General features: G+C 41.2%; 21 protein-coding genes. 6 read left to right on the top strand and 15 right to left on the bottom strand.

All coding sequences use genetic code 11. The features are described 5' to 3' along the window. Positions 1-7 precede the first annotated feature (7 nt). Positions 8-1336 carry a sodium/glutamate symporter gene (locus tag SJY38_RS01745; RefSeq protein ID WP_377109185.1) on the top strand — a complete coding sequence of 443 codons (1329 nt, stop codon included), beginning with the start codon at positions 8-10 and terminating at the stop codon, positions 1334-1336. 79 nt (positions 1337-1415) lie between these two features. On the opposite strand, the gene SJY38_RS01740 is transcribed toward SJY38_RS01745, so the two are convergent. Together SJY38_RS01740 and sodC are read right to left on the bottom strand one after the other, a co-directional pair. Further along, positions 1416-1649 carry a ChaB family protein gene (locus tag SJY38_RS01740; protein WP_024033266.1) on the bottom strand — a complete coding sequence of 78 codons (234 nt, stop codon included), beginning with the start codon at positions 1647-1649 and terminating at the stop codon, positions 1416-1418. Between the two features lie 14 nt (positions 1650-1663). Beyond that, on the bottom strand, positions 1664-2233 hold the full coding sequence (gene sodC / locus SJY38_RS01735) for a superoxide dismutase family protein (protein ID WP_138611278.1): 570 nt from the start codon (positions 2231-2233) through the stop codon (positions 1664-1666). A gap of 507 nt (positions 2234-2740) precedes the next feature. Here sodC and SJY38_RS01730 point away from each other — a divergent pair. After that, on the top strand, positions 2741-2986 hold the full coding sequence (locus tag SJY38_RS01730) for a DUF4235 domain-containing protein (RefSeq protein ID WP_004587585.1): 246 nt from the start codon (positions 2741-2743) through the stop codon (positions 2984-2986). Positions 2987-3074: 88 nt separating this feature from the next. Here SJY38_RS01730 and SJY38_RS01725 read toward each other — a convergent pair whose 3' ends face one another. Both SJY38_RS01725 and SJY38_RS01720 read right to left on the bottom strand, forming a co-directional pair. Further along, positions 3075-3569, bottom strand: a complete 495-nt coding sequence (locus tag SJY38_RS01725; protein WP_004587586.1) for a hypothetical protein — start codon at positions 3567-3569, stop codon at positions 3075-3077. A gap of 212 nt (positions 3570-3781) precedes the next feature. After that, positions 3782-5014: a cytochrome C gene (locus SJY38_RS01720; protein WP_377109184.1), complete on the bottom strand. Its 1233-nt coding sequence runs from the start codon at positions 5012-5014 to the stop codon at positions 3782-3784. Positions 5015-5321: 307 nt separating this feature from the next. On the opposite strand from SJY38_RS01720, the gene SJY38_RS01715 reads away from it, so the two are divergent. After that, the gene (locus tag SJY38_RS01715) at positions 5322-5630 is read left to right on the top strand and encodes a hypothetical protein (protein ID WP_096740153.1); all 309 of its coding nucleotides are present in this window, start codon (positions 5322-5324) and stop codon (positions 5628-5630) included. Positions 5631-6077: 447 nt separating this feature from the next. Here the strand turns inward: SJY38_RS01715 and SJY38_RS01710 are convergent, their stop codons facing one another. The 6 genes from SJY38_RS01710 to SJY38_RS01685 all read right to left on the bottom strand — a co-directional run bounded on the left by SJY38_RS01710 (position 6078) and on the right by SJY38_RS01685 (position 14830). After that, positions 6078-6695: a hypothetical protein gene (locus SJY38_RS01710; RefSeq protein WP_377109183.1), complete on the bottom strand. Its 618-nt coding sequence runs from the start codon at positions 6693-6695 to the stop codon at positions 6078-6080. Then, positions 6692-8572, bottom strand: coding sequence for an NACHT domain-containing protein (locus SJY38_RS01705; protein ID WP_377109182.1), 1881 nt, complete (start codon positions 8570-8572; stop codon positions 6692-6694). The genes SJY38_RS01710 and SJY38_RS01705 overlap by 4 nt, the downstream gene beginning before the upstream one ends. A gap of 969 nt (positions 8573-9541) precedes the next feature. Further along, the gene (gcvP, locus tag SJY38_RS01700) at positions 9542-12433 is read right to left on the bottom strand and encodes an aminomethyl-transferring glycine dehydrogenase (RefSeq protein ID WP_377109181.1); all 2892 of its coding nucleotides are present in this window, start codon (positions 12431-12433) and stop codon (positions 9542-9544) included. Between the two features lie 154 nt (positions 12434-12587). Then, positions 12588-12977, bottom strand: coding sequence for a glycine cleavage system protein GcvH (gene gcvH / locus SJY38_RS01695; protein ID WP_004587592.1), 390 nt, complete (start codon positions 12975-12977; stop codon positions 12588-12590). A 72-nt stretch (positions 12978-13049) separates the two neighbouring features. Beyond that, positions 13050-14132: a glycine cleavage system aminomethyltransferase GcvT gene (gene gcvT / locus SJY38_RS01690; protein ID WP_004587593.1), complete on the bottom strand. Its 1083-nt coding sequence runs from the start codon at positions 14130-14132 to the stop codon at positions 13050-13052. Between the two features lie 98 nt (positions 14133-14230). After that, positions 14231-14830, bottom strand: coding sequence for a hypothetical protein (locus tag SJY38_RS01685; protein ID WP_004587594.1), 600 nt, complete (start codon positions 14828-14830; stop codon positions 14231-14233). A 126-nt stretch (positions 14831-14956) separates the two neighbouring features. Here SJY38_RS01685 and SJY38_RS01680 point away from each other — a divergent pair, with 126 nt between their 5' ends. Further along, on the top strand, positions 14957-15805 hold the full coding sequence (locus tag SJY38_RS01680) for a LysR family transcriptional regulator (RefSeq protein WP_024033279.1): 849 nt from the start codon (positions 14957-14959) through the stop codon (positions 15803-15805). A 199-nt stretch (positions 15806-16004) separates the two neighbouring features. Here SJY38_RS01680 and rlmB read toward each other — a convergent pair whose 3' ends face one another. The 5 genes from rlmB to SJY38_RS01655 all read right to left on the bottom strand — a co-directional run bounded on the left by rlmB (position 16005) and on the right by SJY38_RS01655 (position 21274). Beyond that, positions 16005-16748, bottom strand: a complete 744-nt coding sequence (gene rlmB / locus SJY38_RS01675; protein WP_029772012.1) for a 23S rRNA (guanosine(2251)-2'-O)-methyltransferase RlmB — start codon at positions 16746-16748, stop codon at positions 16005-16007. After that, complete coding sequence (gene rnr / locus SJY38_RS01670; protein ID WP_377109180.1) at positions 16745-19246, bottom strand: ribonuclease R; 2502 nt, start codon at positions 19244-19246, stop codon at positions 16745-16747. Before rnr ends, rlmB begins: the two co-directional genes overlap by 4 nt. A 146-nt stretch (positions 19247-19392) precedes the next feature. Further along, positions 19393-20007, bottom strand: coding sequence for a DNA-binding response regulator (locus SJY38_RS01665; RefSeq protein WP_029772010.1), 615 nt, complete (start codon positions 20005-20007; stop codon positions 19393-19395). A 2-nt stretch (positions 20008-20009) separates the two neighbouring features. Beyond that, the gene (locus SJY38_RS01660) at positions 20010-21107 is read right to left on the bottom strand and encodes a histidine kinase (RefSeq protein ID WP_031289819.1); all 1098 of its coding nucleotides are present in this window, start codon (positions 21105-21107) and stop codon (positions 20010-20012) included. Further along, the gene (locus tag SJY38_RS01655; RefSeq protein ID WP_264390527.1) at positions 21104-21274 is read right to left on the bottom strand and encodes a hypothetical protein; all 171 of its coding nucleotides are present in this window, start codon (positions 21272-21274) and stop codon (positions 21104-21106) included. Before SJY38_RS01655 ends, SJY38_RS01660 begins: the two co-directional genes overlap by 4 nt. 158 nt (positions 21275-21432) lie before the next feature. Here SJY38_RS01655 and SJY38_RS01650 point away from each other — a divergent pair, with 158 nt between their 5' ends. Together SJY38_RS01650 and SJY38_RS01645 are read left to right on the top strand one after the other, a co-directional pair. Further along, positions 21433-22299: a DMT family transporter gene (locus tag SJY38_RS01650; protein WP_024033283.1), complete on the top strand. Its 867-nt coding sequence runs from the start codon at positions 21433-21435 to the stop codon at positions 22297-22299. Continuing rightward, a complete protein-coding gene (locus SJY38_RS01645; protein ID WP_055252750.1) occupies positions 22296-22997 on the top strand; it encodes a glycerophosphodiester phosphodiesterase family protein in 702 nt (233 codons plus the stop codon). The genes SJY38_RS01650 and SJY38_RS01645 overlap by 4 nt, the downstream gene beginning before the upstream one ends. The last annotated feature ends 344 nt before the right edge of the window (positions 22998-23341 follow it).

Raw genomic sequence — 23341 nt, 5'->3', positions numbered from 1 at the left:
ATCAGTTATGGGTATAGCTATATTTTTTAAGTCGTTACTACTACTGGCCTTTTTTTTAACGCTAGGTAATTTAATTAAGTACACATTTTTAAAGGGCTTAATTGTGCCCTCATCTTTAATTGCTGGCGTATTAGCTCTTTTATTAGGGCCACAATTACTTGGTGAGTATATTAATTTGTCGCTCCAAGGCACTAATTTATGGATAGATGAAAAGGTCACAAGCATATGGAAGGAGTTACCTGGGTATTTAATTGTAGTGGTGTTTGCAGGTTTATTTTTAGGTAAAAAAATACCTACAATTAAACAATCGCTAAATCAAAGCCTACCCAATTTAAGCTTTGGCTACAGCATTGCTATAGGCCAATATGTGGTGGGTATGATCACGGCATTATTAGTACTTGCCCCTTTATTTGATACCAACGAAGTTGCCGGCGCACTCATTGCGGTGGGATTTCAGGGCGGGCATGGCACCGTAGCTGGCCTGCAATCCACTTTTGAAAGTATCGATTTTGCAAAAGGTATGGACTTGGGGTTAGGTATAGCAACAATAGGCCTTATAAGCGCCATCATATTAGGGACTATTATGTCTAACCGCACCGATGGGGGCGACCAAGAACTTGAAATTAGCCACGACGAAAAAGTAGAAGTAAAAGACCGCCCATTTGGCCTGCACTTTGCTATTTTAGGCACGGTTGTTATTGTTGCTTGGCTTATTCTTAGTGGCTTACAAGTAGCCGAAAAAAGCCTTTTTGCCGATTCATCGGTAAAAATACTTGAGTACATGCCTTTATTCCCCATTGCGATGATGGTGGGTTTAGTGGTGCAAATAGTGCTTAATAAATCAGGCATGGGTAACTTAATTAGTCACTATCAAATAAACCTGCTTTCTAACCTCTCCCTCGATTTACTAATAATTGCCGCACTGGGTGCGCTTAACTTATCGGTACTTGCTAAATATTGGCAAAGTATTTTAATTTTAGGCGCAGTGGGGGTTGCCTATAGCGCAGCTATTTACTTTTTCTTTGGTGGGTGGTTTTTCCCAAAAGATTGGAAAGTGAGAGGAATTGGCGAGCTTGGGCAATCTATGGGCACTACGGCGGTTGGGCTGTTAATGCTAAAACAGGCTACCTCAAACCCAAGCGAGCATATTCGCCCCTTTAGTTACAAACAACCACTTTATGAGCCCGTGGTTGGCGGCGGTATTGTTACTGCCCTTGCACTTCCTGCCATTGCTAATTTTGGGCCGTGGGCATTTACTATTATTATGGCGGTTATATTAACCTGTGTAGTGGGTGGTTTTGCCTTTTATAAACGCCGCAAACACAAAAGCGAGTAGCCTAATTGCGCTATAAAAAAGCCGCTATAACTTTTGTAGCGGCTTTTTTATGCATTGGTTTTTTTACTTGTACCAGTAACTAATTATTCGACTTAACCCAATTTCCATTATCATTTTTACTGTAGCTATTTTTAACCGCAGACCAAGCCACTTTATGCGCTGTGGTTTCGCGGTCGTCGTCGTTTTTTCTATCGCTTGAGTCCTCGTAGGTATCCCACGCGCTATTAAACGCTTCTTGATATATCTCTTGGGCATGTTTAGGTAAGTTACTTTTTACCGAATCCGGTAACTCGTTTGTGTTTTGATAAGGCATAAATAATCTCCGTATTACTTAATTACGCCGCACGCAACACGTTTACCGCCACCACCTAATTTCTTGGGTTCGTCGGCATAATTGTCGCCCCCTTTGTGGATCATCACTGCGTGTTGTTTAAGCTGCTCAAGCTTGAGTCTTGGCGCTAAAACAGGCGATTTAGCTTCGCCGCGCTCATTTACAAATAACGCAGGTAAATCGCCTAAGTGGCCATTACTCCAGGGTTCATCGTGGTGTTTAGCGCTGTTAGGATCAAAGTGCCCACCAGCAGCACCGGCCGGTACAACTTTACCGTTTTTTTGCTTTGGCTCGCAGCTAGCATATTGATGAACATGAAAGCCATGCTGCCCAGGCGTTAAGCCTTTAAGCGCAGGGGTAAATACCACCCCGTGCTCATTTTCTGTCAGTGTAACGGTGCCAAGTAGCTCACCTTGCCCCGACTTACTTACTGCATGCATATCAACATCTACATTCGCCAATGCGCTATTTTGTAGCATTGCAGCGGTAAATAATATGGCGCAAGCTGGTTTAAAAATACGTGCTACGCTTTTTTTAGCGGTTGAATCAAACTGTAAACAATTCATCGTGATCTCCTCATGTAGTATCAGGTTTGTAAATAACGCGACTGCTCAGTTATTAGGTACAATCTCTATACCAAGCTCACTGTAGGCAAAAAATTTCACCTGCGCTAAACGTAACGCATTGATTAAAAATAAAATAAACAAAGCTAGATAATTAGCCACTACACATACTTAAAATTTACTGCGTGTTTTTGTTTAAACGCTGTACAAAAACTAGTGCAAATTTACAAAAGAAATGACAACTTTACAGGCTTAACACGCCCACCCGCCTAATACTAAGTACCGCTCAAAACGGGTAAAAAAGCAGCTTAAACACTTAATAGTGCATTAACTAATACCGCGCTAAGCCAATAGCACAGCGCGTTTAATCAAAATACGCGCCTATGCACACGCTAAAATAAACCATGCTCACCACGCCTGCTGCGCTATCGGTATGCTAATTGCTGAACATACTAGTGTTATTAAACGGGTTATAGATGACCCTATCGCTATTAAACAATCGAGGGAATTATGAGTAACAAGCAACTAATTAAAACACTAGGTATAGGCCTAGCCGCCGCATCAGCTGGCATGCTAACCAGAAAAAGTTTACAAAAGTCGTGGGAAAAGGTAACCAACGAGCCCGCCCCAAAAGACAAGCCAAGCGAGCATACAGATCTTAAAGAAGCCGTTACATGGGCGGTGGTATCTGGCATTGGTGCAGGCGTGGCAAGAATGGCCGTACATTATGTGCTCGACAAACGTAAATCTAAGTAAGCCAATAGCTACTCAAGTGCAACGTAAAAAAGCATAAAAAAAGGTGAAACTAAGTTTCACCTTTTTTATTACTTTAAACTAATTAGCTTTACGCGGTAGACACACTACTCGCGCCTGCATTTTTAAGTATTTCTTCAATCGCGCTTTTGTTATCGCTGTCGTACTTAACACCAATTAATATAGAGCCTTTTTCAATGGCGTCTTCGTAAAATTTAACTTCGTGCTCAGGAATAAACGCCCCAATAGCAGCGCCTAAACTTCCGCCAACGGCAGCACCAGCGCCGCCCGCTGCAAATGCAGCCACTAATGGGCCTGCTACTAATAAACCTGTACCACCGGTTGCCACGGTACCTACGGCAGTAAAACCGCCAACAATTGCAGCTATAATACCACCAGACGCTGCACCAACAATGCCGCCTTCAGCCGCTTTGGTTCCCTCGTCTAAGGCAAAGTCTTCCTTTGCGTATGAGTCATTGGCTACAATGCTTATATCAGCTTCATTAATACCTAATGCTTCTAATCTATAAATAGCCAGTGTTGCTTGTGATGCGCTTTCAAATAACCCAGTAATAACCGTGCTCATAATAACTCCTTTATTTATTTAAAAAATACAGCTATTACTAAGCAAAACCTAAACCACTTAAATTATTACTATTAATCAATGAGTTAAATAACAAACCTAAACTACTGCTTTCATTTACACAGTAAATATTGCTAACCGTTGTAAAAAACTCCTACCACATAAATAAATGCACTAACGCTTAGCGCTTTTGTATAACGCGTTAATAAACTCAATTACTTAGACCACGTAATTTCGGCTAATTGATTAGTAGCCGTTTGATGAATAATTAAGCCGTTATTGCCCATACGCATGTGCCTAATTAAGCCAGAGTAAACCCCTTCTTTACTGGGAATTTGCCAGCTTTGCATGGTTTGAGTTTTTAAATCAAACCTAACCAGCGTTTCGGGGCGCTTAGCCGACTCATTAAACCAAATAGCGTTATCGGCATACTCAATGGCATACGGGTGGCTGTTTTTACCGCTTGGGTTATCCCACTCGGTGATATTGCCGTTTTTAGGGTTATAGCGGCCAAGTTTGCCCATGCCAGAGTTTACATAAAACACCATATCATCAGGCGTAATGGCAAGGCGCCTAGTATGTGTTTTAGCACCTGGGAGTTTTATTTCGCTAAGCTCCATGGTGTTTTTATCAACTTTAACCAAACAGTTACTGCCATTACACGACACCCACGGCGTCCCGCTAGAATCAAGCTTTATACCATAAGGCCGCGAGCCTTTAGTGGGTAAAGTAGCCAGCTTAATATCGCCGCTTTTAGGGTTTAGCCTGCCAATCATGTTGCTGTGCTGCAGGGTAAACCAAAATATACCTGCATCATCAAACACGCCTGTATGCGGGTCACGGGCGTTTTTATCAGGCATTTTATACACTTTAAATTTTTCGGTTTTTAAATCTAAATACCCAACCGTGCCATTTTTATTACCTAAAAACCAAGGGGTTTGGTTTTTATCAAGCGATACACTGTGTGCATACGTACCACTTGGCAACGTGTACTCTTTCATTTCACCGGTTTTAGGGTTTAATCTACCTAAAATATTACCCCACTGACCAACCCACCAAATAAGCCCGTTTTCACCTTGCACAGGGTCGCGAGCGCGTTGCCCAAGCGTAGGCACTTGCCAGTATTTAAAGCTAAGTTTTAAATCGCCTTTAACCACCGTTGACTCACGCTTATTATTAACAGGGTAATGCTTGGCCAAATACGCGCTAATATCTTTACTAAGCGCAGTGCCCTCGCCTGTATCTACCATATAACTTATGAGTGTTTGCCAATCCGCTTGGCTATAACCCGCACTGCGATCAAGGTTGTTTAAACTATGGCAACTGGCACAAAGCTGCTCAACTAATACCCCAGGCTCGTTGCTCAATACAGGTAACGGCGCAGCTAAAGCCCCTAGCGCAACCGTTGCCGCAAAGTGTTTATTAAATAAAAATCGATTTTTACGCATAACGCCCTCCCTTTTTTAATATTAAAGCATAGGGCGAAAGTGTTTACTATATGAGCACTTTTAGCTTTTAGCTTTTAGCTTTTAGCTTTTAGCTTTTAGCTTTTAGCTTTTAGCTTTTAGCAGAATAGCGTCGTTTTTATTTTCGGTGTGAAAATCGTTATTTTTTGTAGGGGTAATAGTAATTCAATTAGTTTTGAGCTGGGTTTCGCTTCGCTCAAACCAACCTACGGTTGTTGCATAGCTACAAGCTTGCGTATAATGCCCGCACTCTGGCTGTATCTATTAGCCGCTAATTTGGATTTTAATAATGAAAAAACTCTCTGCAGTGCAAGTAAAACAACAAGCACTTGTGCTTAACGTTGCCGATAAAATAGAAGCGCAAGGTCGCGAAGAAATCCCTGGTATGTTGCAGTGCTGGTTTGATGTGGAATATCACTTATTTCCAAGTTCACTACTGCTTTGTTTTCAGTTCGAAAACGAACAAGCTTTAGCAGCCGCAGAGCCTGATTTATTAAAGTGGCAAAAGCGCTTAAGCGCCGCAATGCTTAAAAAAGGAGTGATTTTAAAAGATATGCGTAAACATTTAGTGTTTACTTTAAAAGGCCCTGATGATTAGGAAGGTTTTAAGTTAGCTAAGGGCTAGCGTTGCCGCAAGCTTGTTAAAACACAACAAAAAGCCAAAATTACAGCCTTTTATCATGCTATAGAAATAATAAACCCCTCGCAGGGCGCTGAGCTTACGGGTAGCGGGAGGGGTGTTGTTACGCGTAACTATAGAGCTTAAAAGTATAATTTCAAGATATTTATAGTTTGGCTTCTATTATTTTTCGGGGGGATTACCGTACTAAACGATGGCTGAGGCGAAAGCCAAGAGCATTAATTTATATGGAGTTCTTTGTTCAAGCCACGGTGCATATTCACACAAATCGACGTCATTACTAAGTGCGTAGGCATATTTAAATAGAGTTTAAATAATAAAAACACTTGTTTTTTTTGAATAAGAAGGTCAAGCAAACACAGCTGCCTGCTTGATCGAAACTTTCTAATGGGCGGCCCTTTGGTTTTAATCCAAACCATGAATAAACTTAAGTGCTAAGATAACGTTTAGACCCGCAGTCCATAATAAGAAGCCGATACCTACTGAGAACATACACAAACAAATATACCTACTAAAAGTAAATTTAGTATCTAAAACCTCCGTAACGTTCCAGTAAGAGTCTCGAAGTTTAGATTCATCATAGAACTGGCTGATATATTCCCCAGCCCCCCCTCTTAAAGTAACTAAATTCAAGTTAGAACACTCTTTTTCATTATCATGCTTTTTAAGTTCACTTTCTATAAATTTGCAAGATACTGAAGATAAAATTTGATCCACAGAACTATAGAAGTAGTTGACCAGTTGCTGCATACCCATGCCTTTTTCTAGAAAATCGTTATAATTTCCATTTTCTTTGATTAATTTTGGGCAGCGGATAGTATATGTGAACGAGCCAAGCATAAAAAAAATGGATGAATAGAATAAAGTAGTTAATTTCAGTGGAAGTTCAAAACTAATTTGATGATTGACTTCAATGTAGTTTAAAACTTTAATAAAAATAGGGATTACGAAAATCCATAAATAATTACTTTTAACAAGTGTACTATTTCCAAGCCACCTCAAATCAGACCATTTGATGCTCATACAGTAAAACGCCCTCTTGCTTTAGTTACTTGCTTTTTATCTAATAATGTCAACAACTCTTTATATGAGCTTTTTAGACCATCTAAAGGGATTTTATTGAGCTCACTTAGAAACCAGTCTTCTAATTCAAACTCTTCAATAACGACATCCAAAGCTATAACCCTAAACATAACTGAATCATCTTTTTTCTTAGTACAATTAGCCTCAATCAGCTCTTTGAACTCTCTTTGCCTGCTTCTTCCTACTTCTTTAATTCTTTTGCCAATAGAATTAAAAGCCTTTGATAGATTAACCTTTTTATTGGAAGATCTTTCGAAGGGATAAGCGCCTTGTCTGAAATCTTTTTTAAAAATAAAGTTAGTTTCAGGCATCAAAACGATAAGGGAGTGAGTATCCACAACAGTAATATCATCAGAATCGTGCATTTCAACCTCAATATATGAGATATTTTTAGCTACAATTAAAGATGAAGATTTAGTAAATCTAAAAACTTTTGGAAGTAATTTTTTTTCAAAAAGTCCTTCAAGCTCCTTCTTATAAAAAAATCTACAATACCTTATTTTATCAATATCTTTCAAAAACAATAAAACGTCATACCACTTAGACCATTTATCCCTACATGTTTCATAAAACTCTTTAGCATCGTCATCGTCAGCATTATTTTTTAAATAAGATGCAGCAAAATAGCACTCAATATTTTCGTGTATAAATCTATATTTATGATTATCGAGTTGAATCAAACAGGTATTTTTTGTTAGATCGTACAATACTTTCTCTGGCTCTGCAGTTAAGCTAAGCTCAGATAAAGCATGCCTAATAAGCAATTTAAAGCCTTCTTTCGTTGACTCCCTTTTGAGCATTAATGAGTATGCAACATTTTCTAATATAAGCTTTAAATCATCTGCTCTTACGTTACTTTTAGTAGGCCTAGTAAAGCCAACTTTTAAACCGTCATGCTCAGAAACCAAAGTATCAAATAACTTTTGATAAAATTCTGAGTGGCTCTCAGGAACTTTAACTTTATTCCTATAAACCATTGAAAATAGTGTTAAAACTAAAGGGGAACCTAATATTTTCCTTAGCTCTATTGACAAACTGTCAATATTTCTTAGTAAATAGTCTTGCTGAAAAACGTTTTCATAGTTATGAATTAGCTTATTAACAAATTTAATTTGTTCTTCTTCATTGAGGGGACATATACTAAATATTTCAAAGCCTTGAACTTGCTGAACTTCATTACCAGGGCGAGAAGTTACTATTATTCTTGAGTGCGCGCAACGGTTATTGATCCAACTAATAAACTGTACTAAATCAGCACGATCTTTATACTCTACCTCATCAAATCCATCAAAAAAAAATGAAAATAGCCCAAGGTCAAGAAGAGTATCAAATAACTCTTCATCACACCTTAAACCTAGGCTTTCATGTATGAATTCAATGATCAGATCTTTTATAGGTATATTTGAATCAGCATCTTTTAATTCAATGAAAATAGGTAAAGTAACACCTTTATTTAACTCCTTATTATGTAAGTACCTCAATAATATGGATTTTCCCTGTCCAACAGTCCCTTCAACTATTATAGCTTTGTCAGTTTTAAAATCATCATAACACTCAACAATTAGCTCTTTTGTTGCCTTATAACCATTATGCTGTTTTCTTACTACCTTGGTCGCATAATAAAAATTACCAATCCTATCTGGTTCCTCTTTCCTAAAAATAGTAGGTACATACTCAATTGTTCTTAGGAACTCAACTGCCTTTTTAACGCGTTCACGATCAACCCATTGATTAAAAAAAGCTTGCTGTCTACCTTCCAATTCTTTGTGCTTTTGTAAAAACAATTTCTGATGTTTAGTAAAAGGTGTACTTTTCATTTTTTTTTATAGCATCCAAGAACACTATACTCCCTGTTATATTATTTTTAATTTTTTATTAATGTACCTTAAAAGAAAACTATACAACAAAATCATTTAGTTCAAAAGCATAGCTAGGCTTTTAAAAAATCTACAGCTCAAAGAGAAGACTTAACTCCCATAAAATAACGTACGAAAAAAAGATTAATAAGAGATGCTGCGCATGACAGTTTTTTCTCGCAAATCCATATAGGCAATGCGCGATAAGGCAAAACTTGGTCTGGGACCAAAAGCGTAGCTTTGGACGAGAGGTCATTGGAAATACAGAGGGTCAGGTCTTGCTTCTTGCTAAAACCAAACTCTAGCCTCACGTTTAACACCCCCCCGTCATCACGCCCTGAAAATAAGTAATTGATGAGTAATGCATTTCATGGCAGGATTTTGTTCCCGACAAATCCTAAGTACCTACATCCATGCAGGCAATGAAATGAAAGCCATACTTGCACATGGATGTGCTTTCATGGCGTTTACATTCACATCAATTGTGTTTTGAAGGATTAAGCGTGATGCTCGGGTGGCGCTGGGAGAGTCCAGAGAGGGGTCAGCGGCAGCCCCTCTTTGGCTGCTGTCGCCAGCGCGACAAAACCTTGAATAAGGTTTCTAATCTTTAAAAGTACGAAACGCATTCACATTATCGGTGATGGTAACCTCAAACACCTATTCAAATACTTATTCGGGCTGCCGCCCGCGCGTCAGCAAGCTAAACGCCTACAACTAATAACACATACTCTTGGCTTTTGAGCGAGTAAGTATATTTGTGTTTCGTTGGGTTTCGTTTCACTCTACCCAACCTACGTTCATATAATTTATGGCGAATCACCACATACAAAAAAGCCGTTGCATTGCTGCAACGGCTTTTATAATTTTGATAAATTTTCAAAATATAATGGAACTTACTACCCATTAAAGTTCAAAAATTAGTCGCGGTTCTTAGTCGCGATATGTCTCAACCGCTGGGCATGAACATACCAAGTTACGGTCGCCGTATACGTCATCTATTCGTGTAACGGTTGGCCAGAACTTGTCTTTTGCTACCGAAGGCACTGGGAATGCAGCGTAAAAACGCTCGTAAGCACGGTCCCATTCGTTACCAAGTACGTCAGCTTGTGTATGCGGTGCAAATACAAGTGGGTTGTTTTCAATTGACCATTCGCCAGAGATTACTTTGTCGATTTCGCCTTTGATTGACACCATTGCTTCGATAAAGCGGTCTATTTCGCCTTTTGACTCAGACTCCGTTGGCTCAATCATTAACGTGCCCGCTACTGGGAACGACATAGTGGGTGAATGGAAGCCGTAATCTTGCAAGCGCTTAGCTACGTCCATTTCAGTAATGCCTGATTGCTCTTTAAGTGGGCGTAGGTCAACAATACATTCGTGCGCAACGCGGTTGTTACGGCCACGGTATAAAATTGGGAAGTGCTGGCTTAACTCGTGTGTTAAGTAGTTAGCATTCACAATCGCCATTTCAGTGGCTTGTTTTAAGCCCTCTGAGCCCATCATGGTAATGTAAGCCCATGAAATAGGTAAAATAGCGGCTGAGCCGTAAGGCGCTGCTGATACTGCACCGTTGTTGATGTTTGTACCCGGTACGTTAATTACGCTGTGGTTTGGCATAAATGGCGCAAGGTGCGATTTAACACCAATTGGGCCTACACCTGGGCCGCCGCCACCGTGCGGAATACAAAACGTTTTGTGCAAGTTTAAGTGCGATACGTCTGAGCCTATAAAGCCTGGGCTTGTTACGCCTACTTGCGCGTTCATGTTTGCGCCATCCATGTAAACTTGGCCACCGTGCTCGTGCACAATGTCACAAATTTCGCGAATGGTTTCTTCGTAAACGCCGTGAGTAGATGGGTATGTGATCATAATACACGATAAGTTTTCAGACACTTCTTCAGCTTTCGCTTTTAGGTCGGCCATGTCTACGTTACCGTTTTTATCGCAATCAACCACTACAATTTTCATGCTGGCCATTTGCGCAGATGCAGGGTTAGTACCGTGCGCTGAGCTTGGAATTAAACATACGTTACGGTGCGCATCGCCGCGCGACTCGTGGTATTTACGAATAGCAATTAAGCCTGCGTATTCACCTTGTGCGCCAGAGTTTGGCTGTAGTGAAACTGCATCGTACCCCGTAATATTAACTAGCCAGTCGTGCAGCTCGTTAATCATTATTTGGTAACCTTCGGCCTGATCGAGCGGGCAGAATGGGTGCAAGTTTGCAAATTCAGGCCATGTAATTGGGATCATCTCAGCGGTCGCGTTTAGTTTCATGGTACATGAACCTAACGAGATCATTGAGTGGTTAAGCGCTAAATCTTTGTTTTCTAGGCGCTTAATGTAGCGAAGCATGTCTGTTTCGCTGTGGTAGCTGTTAAAGTTTGGATGCGTTAATACTTCGTCATCACGTACTAAACTAGCTGGAATAGAGTCGCTACCGTTTGCTTCAATATCGGCAGCAATACCATCTACGCTTAGGCCATGGCCTTCACCTAGTACAATATCAAATAGCTCAGCTACATCGGCGCGTGTTGTAGTTTCTGAAACCGAAATAGAGTATTCGCCGTCGTGGTTTGTGGCAAAGTTAACGCCTTTGGCAAGAGCACGTGCTATTACGTCGTCTTTGCTGTCGCTAACTACTGTTAGCGTATCAAACCAGGTGCTGTGTTTAAGTGCTACACCTTTAGCTTTTAGGCCAGCAGCTAAAATATCAGCAAAGCGATGTATACGCTGCGCGATAGTTTTTAAGCCTTGTGGGCCGTGGTACACCGCGTAAAACGCTGCCATGTTGGCAAGTAGTACCTGCGCTGTACAAATGTTTGAGTTGGCTTTGTCGCGGCGAATGTGTTGTTCGCGCGTTTGCATTGCCATACGGAGTGCGTCGTTACCTAAACGGTCTTTAGATACACCAATAATACGCCCTGGTAATGAGCGTTTGTATGCGTCACGTGTTGCAAAAAATGCAGCGTGTGGTCCGCCGTAACCCATAGGTACACCAAAACGCTGAGCCGAACCAAGTACTACGTCGGCACCTAATTTACCCGGCGCTTTTAATAGTAATAAGCTCATAATGTCGGCAGCAACACAGGCAATGGCCTTTTTGCTTTGTACGCCAGCAATTAGGTCGGTTATATCGACTACTTCACCTGTTGTAGATGGGTATTGGAAAAGTGCGCCAAAAATGTCGTGGTTAACGGCATCTTCTGCTTTACCTACAATTATTTCAAAACCAAACTGCTCAGCACGGGTGCTTACTACGTCAATAGTTTGTGTGTGTACGTCGTCGGCAATAAAAAAGGCATTGGCTTTTTTAGCTTTAGATACGCGTTTTGCAAGGCCCATAGCCTCAGCAGCAGCGGTTGATTCGTCAAGTAATGAGGCACTTGCTAAATCTAGGCCTGTTAAATCTAGGGTCATAGTTTGAAAATTTAATAACGACTCTAAACGCCCTTGCGCAATTTCTGGCTGGTATGGCGTGTACGCAGTATACCAACCTGGGTTTTCTAGTACGTTACGTAAAATTACGTGCGGTACGTGCGTTGGGTGGTAGCCTTGGCCAATGTACGATTTGAAAACTTTATTTTTGCTTGCTACCGATTTTAAGTAGCTTAGTGTTTCAACTTCAGTACGGCTTTCGCCAACTGTTAATGGCTGCGCTAAGCGAATGCTTGCAGGTACAGTTTGGTCGATCAGCTCTTGCACACTTGATACTTCTAAAGCACTTAGCATATCGCTTACTTGTGCTGGGCTTGGCCCAATGTGGCGGCGAATAAAATCTTGCTTTTGCTCTAACTGTTCAAGAGATTTGGCGTTTGACATGCGTCTAGATTCCTATGATCCTAAATACTAACGGGTAATTAGTATTGATTAAAATATGTGATGATTTAATAACGTACTGTGTATGGGAAGTAGGCCGTTAAATCATAAAAGCCCCAAAAACAGTGAATGGGGCTTTTGTCATCTACTTAGAGTATTACTCTTCGTCGATTGTGTTAGCGTAGTCTTCTGCGCTAAGTAGGTTTTCAAGCTCTGACTCGTCAGTTGCTTTAATGCGGAATAACCAGCCGTCACCGTATGGGTCGTTGTTAACCGTTTCTGGTGCGTCTTCTAGCTCTTCGTTAATCGCTACAATTTCGCCGCCAACTGGTGCGTAAATGTCTGATGCAGCTTTAACCGACTCTGCTACTGCACAATCTTCGCCTGCATCTACTGCATCGCCTACTTCTGGTAGTTCTACAAATACCATGTCGCCAAGCAGCTCTTGCGCATGCTCAGAAATACCCACAGTAAATGTACCGTCACCTTCGTTGCGAACCCACTCGTGAGAAGAGGCGTATTTTAAATCGCTAGGGATATTGCTCATTATTTTGTTCCTTTGGTTTATATTGGGAGGATACCAATCACAATAATTATTGTGATTGGTATAACCAAATTTTTAAATGATTGATTTGCCGTTACGTACAAAGCTAGGCTTTACTACTTTAACGTTAACTAATTTTTTGCGCATTTCTACTTGGGCTGTATCCCCTGTTGAACGCGGTACACGTGCAAGGGCTACACTAAAACCAAGCGTTGGTGAGAAAGTACCTGAGGTAATTACCCCTTCACCACCTTCAACAATTACTTTTGAGCCGCTACGCAATACGCCTTTTTCTTCAAGCACTAAACCAACAAGTTTATGGGTGCTTTTTTCGGCGCGTTGCTTAACAAGTACGTCACGACCAATAAAGTCACGATCTTCTGGTTCCCATGCAATAGTCCATGCCATGTTAGCTGCAAGTGGCGATACGCTTTCGTCCATATCTAGGCCGTAAAGGTTCATACCTGCTTCTAAACGTAGCGTGTCGCGTGCACCTAAACCGGCTGGCGCTACACCTGCATCTAGCAGTTGTTGCCATAAATCGGCTGCTTGCTCGTTCGGTACTACAATTTCGTAACCGTCTTCGCCAGTATAACCCGTTGTGGCAATAAATAAATCACCCACTTGTACGCCAAAAAATGGCTTCATGCCTTCAACGGCTGCTTGTTGCTCAGCATTTAAAAGTGTGGCTGTTTTTGCTTTTGCATTAGGGCCTTGTACTGCAATCATTGCAAACTCTGGGCGCTCAGTTACGGTTACTGTAAAGTCGGCAGATACTTTAGCTAAGTGAGCTAAATCTTTTTCGCGGGTGGCAGAATTTACCACTAAGCGATAAAACGTTTCGCTAAAGTAGTAAATAATTAAATCGTCGATTACGCCGCCTTGCTCGTTAAGCATGCCCGTGTAAAGCGCTTTACCTGGTACGGTTAATTTTGCTACGTCGTTTGCTACTAACTTGCGTAAAAATGCTTTTGCTTGTTCGCCTTCAATATCAACAATGGTCATGTGTGATACGTCAAACATACCTGCATCGGTACGCACTGCATTGTGTTCTTCTATTTGTGAGCCGTAGTTGATTGGCATTTCCCAGCCATGAAAATCAACCATTTTTGCGCCTGCTTCAAGGTGCTTAGCATGTAGTACAGTTTTAGAAGTCATAACATTCCTTCACTTTTAAATTAACCCTGTGCGGGCGTGGCTTAAATAGATTTAATTAAACAGGTAAACACGGTTATGTTTACCGGTTATTTTATGTATTAGGCAGCTTCGTTTTGCATTAGGGCAAAACCTTGTGCTTGTAAGTGCTGTTGCCATTTTTGTAGTTCTTGTTGCTTGGCTACTAACACAAAGTGCTGTTCGTCGTTTTTATCTATGGCGGTAATAAATACTTCGCCGCTTTGCGCGCCATAACATAGTTGCGGGTTTGATAAACGCAGCCCTGGCGTTAATTTAAACGCGCTAATTAAGGTATCAAATGCGTTTGCTCCACACAGCGCAAGAGTTGCAAGGTCGCTACGTAGTACATAATCAATATCAAAACGAAGTTGCTGCTCGTTTATAAGTGCTTGTAATTGCAAGCTTGCGCTGTGCGGTAATACAAATCTAAATGCGGTTTCGCTAAAGTAATAAACGGCAAAGCTGTAATCAGAATTTAAATCACCATCTAGCGTGCCTTTTAGGCCTAAGCCGCTGGCTGTAAGCTTTGTGAGATCTAACCCTAAAATAGTGCTTAAAAATACACTGGTTTCACTGCCACTAAAATCCATTACAACGAGGTTGTTATTTGCTTGCACGGCATTGGTAACTGCACTTGCAGCATTGCTGTGGCGGGCAAACATTATTGGGTTAAAAGTCATAACAAACACCTGTGTATTTTTGATACCAAAAGTATATTGCGCCACTGTGACAACAACAAATTGTAATTATTTATCAATTGATAAATAATACTTATATATGTAGCTATATAAATTGTAATTTTAAATATGAAAAACATATCAACCGACAGTTTGCGTACCTTTGTAATGGTTGTTGAGGTAGGTGGATTTGCAAAAGCCGGCGACCTACTGGGGTTATCGCAACCTGCGGTAAGCTTACAAATTAAACGCCTTGAAGATTTACTCGGTTATAAATTATTTAAAAAGCAGGGCCAGCGCCAAGTGCTTAATCAGTACGGTGAGCTACTTTTGCCTATGGCAAAACAAATGATGCAGTATAACGATGCTATTTTGCAGCAGTTCACCTCAGAAAGCATAACCGGTAAAGTGCGCTTGGGTATTCCTAGCGAATTTGCAGCACGTATTTTGCCCTCTATTATTGGTGATTTTGTCTCGCTTTATCCTGAGGTATCGCTGGAGGTTAAATCGCGTTTAAGTAAACATTTACTGTCGGCCTCAAGGCAAGATCAATTTGATCTTGTTTTAGCGCTTAACGAGCGCCTTAATTCAGACAAATTCCCTATTTTTATGCAAGACGAGCTAGTATGGGTGGGCGATTTAGCACAGGCAAAAAATGAGGTAGTAACCTTAGTCACCGCGCCCGAGGGCTGTATTTATAGGCGCCGCGCTACAGATGCACTTAAAAGTGCCAATATAAAATACCGAATTGTTTACAGCAATGCCGATTTAACCGGATTAATAGCCGCCATAAAAGAAGGCTTAGGTATTACTGTACTGGCTAAAAGTACGGTGCCAAGCGATCTTAATTTTCAGGCGAAAAGTAAATATTTACCAGCTCTTGGTAGCATAGGCATTAGCTTAATAAAAAGCGGTGGGGAGTCGGAGCACGCAGTAGACAAACTCGCTGAGTTTATCGCATTACGTTTAGGCTATTAGTGCGCGTTGGCGATTTGCTTAACCTGTAAAATTACCAACTACGCTACATAAAAAACGCCGAGGTTAAACTAACCTCGGCGTTTTGTAAGCTAAACTTGGCGATAACTAAAACCCTCATTTAAACCATTAAATAACGAATTTTTGCCTATCGACACGCTTAGCTGCCTAAAAATAAATATATTAATTAAGCAAATGGATATTAGTTATTTACGTTACGTTGGCGTAGCACTTCAAATAAACAAATACCGGTGGCTACCGATACATTTAAGCTAGAAACACTTCCTGCCATCGGAATTTTAACTAACACGTCGCAATGCTCACGCGTTAAACGGCGCATGCCCTCGCCCTCTGCTCCCATTACTATTGCCATTGGCCCAGTAAGGTTTGCATCAAACACGTGGGTGTCTGTTTCACCAGCGGTGCCCACAACCCATACGCCTGCATCTTTAATTTCGCGAAGCGTACGCGCCAGGTTTGTTACCTGAATAAGCGGTACGGTTTCGGCTGCGCCACAGGCTACTTTACGTGCTGTGCCGTTAAGCTTGGCCGACTTATCTTTAGGTACAATTATAGCGTGTACACCTGCTGCATCTGCGCTACGTAGGCAGGCACCTAAATTATGCGGATCGGTTATGCCATCTAGTACTAATAAAAACGGCGTGTCTTCGCGAGCAATGATCTCATCTAAATCTTTTTCGTTGTAAACACGCGCAGCTTTTACATTGGCAATAATGCCTTGGTGCTGCTCATCGTTTGCTTTGTTATCTAGCGCTTTTCGCTGCATAAATTGTACAGAAATACCAAATTTACGTGCTTCATTAATAATCGGGGATAAGCGCTTATCATCACGACCTTTTAGGGCATAAATTTCTAAAAAACGCTCTGGCTCTTTTGCTAAAATTGCTTCAACAGAGTGAAAGCCAAAAATTAATTCATTACTCACGTATTGTTTGCTCCTGGGCTATTACGTTTACGGGCATTTTTGCCTGGTCTTTTAGGCTTTTTAACTGCCTTTTTTTTCGGTTTTTTCTTAGCGGTGGTTTCAGCGGCTTTTTTTCCGGCTGGCTTTGCGCCAGACTTACCCGCTGGTTTGCCTTTGCTTTTACTGGCTGGTTTTTTACCAGCTTTGGGTTTTTCATCGCCTGATGTGTTTTTGCCAGGGATTTTACCCGCTTTAAGCTGCGATCTTACACTTGCTGGTGCATGGCTTGATTTACCGCGCCCTGCACCTTTAGCTGAGCCACGGCGACGCGCGTATCTATCTTGAGCTACATCACCACTGAGCGTTAAATTTATACGGCGCTCATCTAAACTTACCGAAGCAACTTGTACCGTTACTTTATCGCCAAGGCGGTAAACGGTATGTGTATGCTCGCCAATTAGGGTGTGTTTTGCACCATCATGATGGAAGTATTCATCACCTAAATTAGTAACATGAATTAAACCATCAATTTGTAAGTCGTCTAGGCGTATAAATAAACCAAAGTTAGTAACGGATGAAATAACCCCGTTAAACTCATCACCCACGTGGTCTTGCATAAACTCACATTTAAGCCAGTCGGCAACTTCACGCGTTGCGTCGTCTGCGCGGCGCTCGGTGGTTGAACACTGCTCGCCTAGTTGGTCTACTTCATCATCGGTGTACGCGTATGCGCCCGATGTTTGCTGACCTTGTGCTTTTATTATCGCTTTAATTGCACGGTGTACCACTAAATCAGGATAACGGCGAATCGGTGAGGTAAAGTGTGCGTACGCAGGCAGCGCTAAGCCAAAGTGGCCTATGTTGTCTGGCTGATAAACCGCTTGCTTCATTGAGCGAAGTAGCATGGTTTGAATAAGCTCGGCCTCTGGGCGGTCGCCTAAACGGGCTAACACTTGGGTAATTTCTTTCGGTGTTGGCTCATCACTTAATGTGCTTTGAATGCCAAGTTCACTTAAAAACTGAGTAAAGTTACCTAGTTTTTCTTGATCTGGCTCATCGTGCACACGGTAAAGCGCGCTGGCTTCGTGTTTTTCTAATAATTTAGCCGCCGATACATTGGCTAAAATCATACATTCTTCAATCAATTTGTGCGCGTCGTTACGAACAACCGGCACAATTGATTCTATTTTACGGTGTGCGTTAAATACAAAACGCGTTTCGAGCGTTTCAAACTCAATAGCACCACGGGTTTGGCGCGCCGATTTAAGCGCCATATACATTTGCTGTAAGTCAGTTAAATGTGGCACAACGGGTGCGTATTCTTCGCGTAGTTTTTCATCGCCTTGTAAAATGGCATTTACTTTGGTGTAGGTTAAACGCGCATGTGAGTTCATCACCGCTTCGTAAAACTTATAACCCGAAAGCTTACCTGCGTCTGATACCGTCATTTCGGCAACCATACACAGGCGGTCTACTTTAGGGTTAAGCGAACATAAACCGTTCGACAACACTTTTGGCAGCATTGGAATTACTTGCTCAGGAAAGTACACTGAGTTACCGCGAGCAATCGCTTCTTTATTTAGCGGCGTGTTCATACCTACATAATGCGATACATCGGCAATGGCTACCCATAAGCGCCAGCCGCCAGATTTTTTACGCTCACAATATACGGCATCATCAAAGTCGCGGGCGTCTTCACCATCTATGGTGACCAGTGGCAGGTCGCGTAAATCTACACGGCCTTGTTTGTCGGCTTCATCAACAAATTCACCTAAATGAGCAACTTGTTCTTCCACTTCTTCTGGCCAAACATGAGGAATATCGTGATTGCGCAGTGCCACCTCTATTTCCATACCTGGCGCTAAATGCTCGCCCAGTACGTCAATAATTTTACCTACCGCGTTCATGTTGCGGCTAGGATTTTGAGTGATTTGCACTTGCACCATTTGGTTATGGCGCGCGCCATTTTCACTGCCTGGCAGAATAATAATATCTTGGGTAATACGTGGGTCTTCTGCTACAACAACTGCAATACCATGCTCAACAAAATAACGCCCTACAATAGGTGCGCGCTCGTTGGTGAGTACTTTAATTATGCGGGCATCACATTTTGAGCCTGAGCCACGTTTTGTGCCTTTAGCAAGTACGATGTCGCCGTGCAGCACCATGTTCATTTGATGCTTGGCTATAAACCAATCTTTGCTCTCGCCTTCAACTTCTAAAAAGCCAAAACCGTCTCTGTGGCCAATTACTTTGCCTTTGGTTAAACCGGCTTCGTCAATTAGGGCGTAACATTTAAACTTATTAAAATACAATTGGCCATCGCGCTCCATGGCACGAAGGCGGCGCTTAAATGCAATTTGGCGTTCGGTATCGTTTACAGCTAATTCATCACAAAGTTGCGTGAAGTTAGCAGGTTTTGAACGCTCTTGAAGGTGAGTAAGTATAAACTCACGACTAGGGACTGGGTTTTCGTACTTTTCTTGTTCTCGGCTGAGATTTGGATCTTGGTTTGACATTCACTATCTTGTTAGTTGGTTATGTAGGTATTTTAACCCATATACGTAAAATGAGACAGGTAAAAGCGTATGAAACTTTTAATAAACCGCTTTAATAAGTAAAACATACGCTTAATGGCCTTAATCATCACTTAATATAAGTGCGATTATAACCAGCCTTTTTGCTTTGCAATACGCGCTGCATCAACGCGGTTAGTGGCATTGAGTTTTGCGATAGCATCGGATAAATAATTACGTGTTGTGCCTTCGCTTATAAACAGCTGTTTGGCTATCTCGCTTGTTTTTAAGCCATCACTTGCAAGCTTAAGTGCTTTGCGCTCTTTATCGGTGAGCGGGTCGGCATCGTCAAGCGCGTTAATGGCAAGCTCTGGGTCTATAACCTTTTGCCCTTGCATTACTTTTTTAAGTGCATTGATAAGCTCATCACTTGGCGCTTCTTTTAAAATGAAACCTTTAACGCCTAGGGCGAGCGAGCGCCTAATATAACCAGCTCGCGAAAACGTGGTCATAATAACCATTTTAATGGTTGGGAACGTGGCCGCTATTTGCTCACTTAGCTCTATACCGCTCATGTGTGGCATTTCAATATCGGTTAAAATTATGTCTGGCAATGCCTCATCGGCCAGTGCTTTTATTGCATTAAGGGCATCTTGGCCGTTACTGGCTTGGCCTATCACTTCAATATTAAAATCAAGGCTTAACAATGCCCCTACTGCGTCACGCACTAGCGCTTGATCTTCCACTAAATATACTTTGATCATTGTTAATCCTTAGCTGAAATTGGCAGCATTACGTTTAAAGTAAACTTCTCGCCACAGGTAAACGTGGCATGGCCATTAAGTTGCTCTGCACGCTCTTTAATACCATTTAAACCGTTACCTGCGTTTAACGTGCTGCAAGGTGCGTTATCAACCACACTTATATGCAGCTGATGCTGTGTTTGCTCTATACTTATTTCGCCGTTTTTATTACTGCTATGGCGTAATAAGTTAGTTACCGCTTCTTTAATTATAAGCCCTGCGATCCCTTCTACTTTAGGGGGTAAGGTATTTAATACAACATTAAAGTTAACGTTAAAGTCTTGCTCTATTAGCCTTTGTTTAAGCTGGGCTATTTGGCTTATTAAATTAAGTTGTTTTAAATCGCTTACGGCGTTTCTTACATCGCTAAGTAACTGCCTTGCTAGATCTGCTACTTGTGCTATTTCGTTATTGGCTTGTTCGTAGCGCTCTCCTTGATTTAGCTTATTAGCAAGCTCAGCTTTTAAAGCAATAGATGATAGTGAGTGGCCTAAAATATCGTGTAGGTCGCGCGCTATACGTTCGCGCTCAGCAATAGCAGCTAATTGCTCTAATTGGTTAGCGCTTTCTTGTTCGCGCTTTTTATGCAGGCGCTCTTTTTGGGTTGCAATGCCAAAGGCCAACAGCGCTCCTGAAATTAATAAAGTGCCGGCTAAAAAGTATTTTATGTTTGCTATATCAGCCAAATAGGCGCTTAACGCCACCGTAAATATAAGGCTAAAAACGGCATATAATCTGCTTTTTTTAGCGTATGACTCACCAGCTATAAACGCGATAAAACCAAATAATGTAGAGGTCCCGGTGGTATAAAATGTGGCGCTAAAACACACCACTAACATAATAACAAACAGCGTTGTTATACGCTTTGTTTCACAGTGCATGGCTTTTATGTAAAGCAAAATAAATACAATATAAAACGCCACGCTCATTACAATGGTATTGACTGGCAAGTTAGATAGATTAAATAGAGTCGGAAGCAAATAAAACCCAGTAAAAATTAAAGGTGCGTATTCCCAAAACTTTTTATTACTGGGCTTTGAAAGCGTATTTGTTGTACTCATGCCACTGCCCCTAGTTCATTGTTATTGCTTATAACATTATTTTTATTAATAAATATAAATAACACAAAAATACTAATGAGTATAAAGTAATCATTTATTGAAACACTAAAGCTAAGTGATTCTAAAAACTCGCTAATAGCGAGACTTATTAAAATTAACGTATTCATAGCCACCTCCCATTAAGATAAGTTAACTATGCCAAAGCCAAAAAATAATAAGAGTGTGAAATGTCATTAACTTTGCTGACATTTGTCATGTTTTAAAAATTTCATCCTGTGAGTTCGCACCCAGTGATAAGATAATAAAAAAAGGAGTTCTCATTTAAATGCAGCCACAACAGCAAAGCCTGATTTACTTACATATTGCCGTGTTACTTTTTGGGGGCACCGCCCTTTTTGCAAAGTTAATAGGGTTAAATGCAATTGATATTACGGTGTACCGTACCGCTATTGCTGGCATGGCAATTTTGGCTATGCTGTATTTTCAAAAAAAACAAATTAAGTTAAACAAACCAAAAGATTACCTCATTGCGTTATTTTTAGGTGTAGCGGTAGGCATGCATTGGGTTACTTACTTTGCAGGCATGCAAATGGCGGGCGTAACTGTGGGTATGCTGGCTTTTTTTAGCTACCCAGTAATGACGGTATTTTTAGAGCCCTTGTTTAATAAAAGCAGGCCCCAAGCAAAAGATATTATAAGCGCAGCTGTGGTTGTATTAGGTATATATTTACTCGTACCCAGCGCAAATTTAGGCGACGATGTAACCTTAGGGGTTATTATGGGTGTGGTTTCGGCTTTGTTTTTTTCGATTAGAAATATTACCCATAAGCGTTTTTTTAGCCAGTATGGCGGCCCACAAACCATGTTTTATCAAACCTTAGTGGCAAGTGTTATGCTTTGCGCATTTATTAAGGTCCCTGTGTATGAGGTGAGTAACCACGACCTTATTTTAATTGCTGTGGCGGGTATTATTTTTACCGCTACACCGCACTCGCTGTTTGCAGCGAGTTTAAAGCACTTATCGGCAGCTACTGCGGGGTTAATTTCATGCTTGCAGCCGCTTTACGGCACTTTGTTGGCTATTGTTATTATTCATGAGCGCCCAACGCTACTAACACTTATTGGCGGTGCACTTATAGTCAGTGCAGCCTGTTTTGAAACGTGGTCTATTACTCAAAAGGCTAGAAAATGAAAATATTTGCGCACCGCGGGGCAAGCGGCAATTACCCTGAAAACACTAAAAGCGCTATTTTAGAAGCGTTAAATGTAGGGGTAGATGGCATTGAAGTTGATATTCAAAGTGCGCTTGATGACTATATGCTTATACACGACTCGTGGCTAGATAGAACCACCAGCGGGCACGGTAAAGTAAGCGACTTTACGGCGCAGCAACTTAGTCTGTTGGATGCCGGTAACGGCGAGCAAATCCCCACTCTACAGCAATTACTTGATTGGAATAACAATAAAACATTACTCAATATAGAGCTTAAACATACCTTTGAGCTTGAAAAGTTTGCCACTATTTTAAACAACAATATTGCTAAAGGCGTTATTACTAAAGGTAATATTTTAGTGTCGTCGTTTGATCACCATCAAATTCATTGGCTTAAGAATAGGTTACCGTGGTTACACATTGGCGCGTTAACCTCATCAATTCCATTAAATTATGCACAGTTTGCTCAACAGTTAAATGCGTATAGTGTTCATGTAGACAAAAGCTTTGTAAATAAAGCTTTTGTAGATGATGCCATAGCGCGAGGCCTGCAAGTTTATGCCTACACCGTAGATAGGCCAGAAGACATGGATTTTATGCTAAAAATTGGGGTGCATGGTATTTTTACTAATTACCCCGCTCGTTCTAAAAAATATTTAGCAAACATTATTACTTGAGTTAACGGTAACTTAGTCGATAATCTAGCTAGGGCGTGATGATCTTTGCGGATTGAAATTTGTTCAATCTAGGGGCGATTAAATCGCGGCGCAAGGCTTGTAACCTAGTGAGCTAAGTAAAAACCGAGTAAAGCTTCCGCGTCCTGCTCACGCCCCTTACCTACATCCATGTAGGCAACAAAGAGTTTATCGCCCTTAGGCAGAACCCAAAGGGCAGCGCATGTTTGGCATTTATGCAGCGTTATCGCCTATTTATGGGGAATAACCACACTTCATAGGCTCTGCCTTGCCTAAAAGCCAAACATACTGCTGCAAATTCAACCATCAAAGGTCAACACGCCCTA

The organism is Pseudoalteromonas sp. R86517, from assembly GCF_042466295.1.
In the GTDB taxonomy this organism is placed as follows: domain Bacteria; phylum Pseudomonadota; class Gammaproteobacteria; order Enterobacterales; family Alteromonadaceae; genus Pseudoalteromonas; species Pseudoalteromonas atlantica.
This window is presented reverse-complemented; position numbering and strand designations above follow the sequence as displayed.

Bases quoted from the DNA above. Each gene is read 5' to 3' on its own strand.
- SJY38_RS01745 (WP_377109185.1), top strand. From the start codon at position 8: ATGGGTATAGCTATATTTTTTAAGTCGTTACTACTACTGGCCTTTTTT.
- SJY38_RS01740 (WP_024033266.1), bottom strand. From the start codon at position 1,649: ATGCCTTATCAAAACACAAACGAGTTACCGGATTCGGTAAAAAGTAAC.
- sodC (WP_138611278.1), bottom strand. From the start codon at position 2,233: ATGAATTGTTTACAGTTTGATTCAACCGCTAAAAAAAGCGTAGCACGT.
- SJY38_RS01730 (WP_004587585.1), top strand. From the start codon at position 2,741: ATGAGTAACAAGCAACTAATTAAAACACTAGGTATAGGCCTAGCCGCC.
- SJY38_RS01725 (WP_004587586.1), bottom strand. From the start codon at position 3,569: ATGAGCACGGTTATTACTGGGTTATTTGAAAGCGCATCACAAGCAACA.
- SJY38_RS01720 (WP_377109184.1), bottom strand. From the start codon at position 5,014: ATGCGTAAAAATCGATTTTTATTTAATAAACACTTTGCGGCAACGGTT.
- SJY38_RS01715 (WP_096740153.1), top strand. From the start codon at position 5,322: ATGAAAAAACTCTCTGCAGTGCAAGTAAAACAACAAGCACTTGTGCTT.
- SJY38_RS01710 (WP_377109183.1), bottom strand. From the start codon at position 6,695: ATGAGCATCAAATGGTCTGATTTGAGGTGGCTTGGAAATAGTACACTT.
- SJY38_RS01705 (WP_377109182.1), bottom strand. From the start codon at position 8,572: ATGAAAAGTACACCTTTTACTAAACATCAGAAATTGTTTTTACAAAAG.
- gcvP (WP_377109181.1), bottom strand. From the start codon at position 12,433: ATGTCAAACGCCAAATCTCTTGAACAGTTAGAGCAAAAGCAAGATTTT.
- gcvH (WP_004587592.1), bottom strand. From the start codon at position 12,977: ATGAGCAATATCCCTAGCGATTTAAAATACGCCTCTTCTCACGAGTGG.
- gcvT (WP_004587593.1), bottom strand. From the start codon at position 14,132: ATGACTTCTAAAACTGTACTACATGCTAAGCACCTTGAAGCAGGCGCA.
- SJY38_RS01685 (WP_004587594.1), bottom strand. From the start codon at position 14,830: ATGACTTTTAACCCAATAATGTTTGCCCGCCACAGCAATGCTGCAAGT.
- SJY38_RS01680 (WP_024033279.1), top strand. From the start codon at position 14,957: ATGAAAAACATATCAACCGACAGTTTGCGTACCTTTGTAATGGTTGTT.
- rnr (WP_377109180.1), bottom strand. From the start codon at position 19,246: ATGTCAAACCAAGATCCAAATCTCAGCCGAGAACAAGAAAAGTACGAA.
- SJY38_RS01665 (WP_029772010.1), bottom strand. From the start codon at position 20,007: ATGATCAAAGTATATTTAGTGGAAGATCAAGCGCTAGTGCGTGACGCA.
- SJY38_RS01660 (WP_031289819.1), bottom strand. From the start codon at position 21,107: ATGAGTACAACAAATACGCTTTCAAAGCCCAGTAATAAAAAGTTTTGG.
- SJY38_RS01655 (WP_264390527.1), bottom strand. From the start codon at position 21,274: ATGAATACGTTAATTTTAATAAGTCTCGCTATTAGCGAGTTTTTAGAA.
- SJY38_RS01650 (WP_024033283.1), top strand. From the start codon at position 21,433: ATGCAGCCACAACAGCAAAGCCTGATTTACTTACATATTGCCGTGTTA.
- SJY38_RS01645 (WP_055252750.1), top strand. From the start codon at position 22,296: ATGAAAATATTTGCGCACCGCGGGGCAAGCGGCAATTACCCTGAAAAC.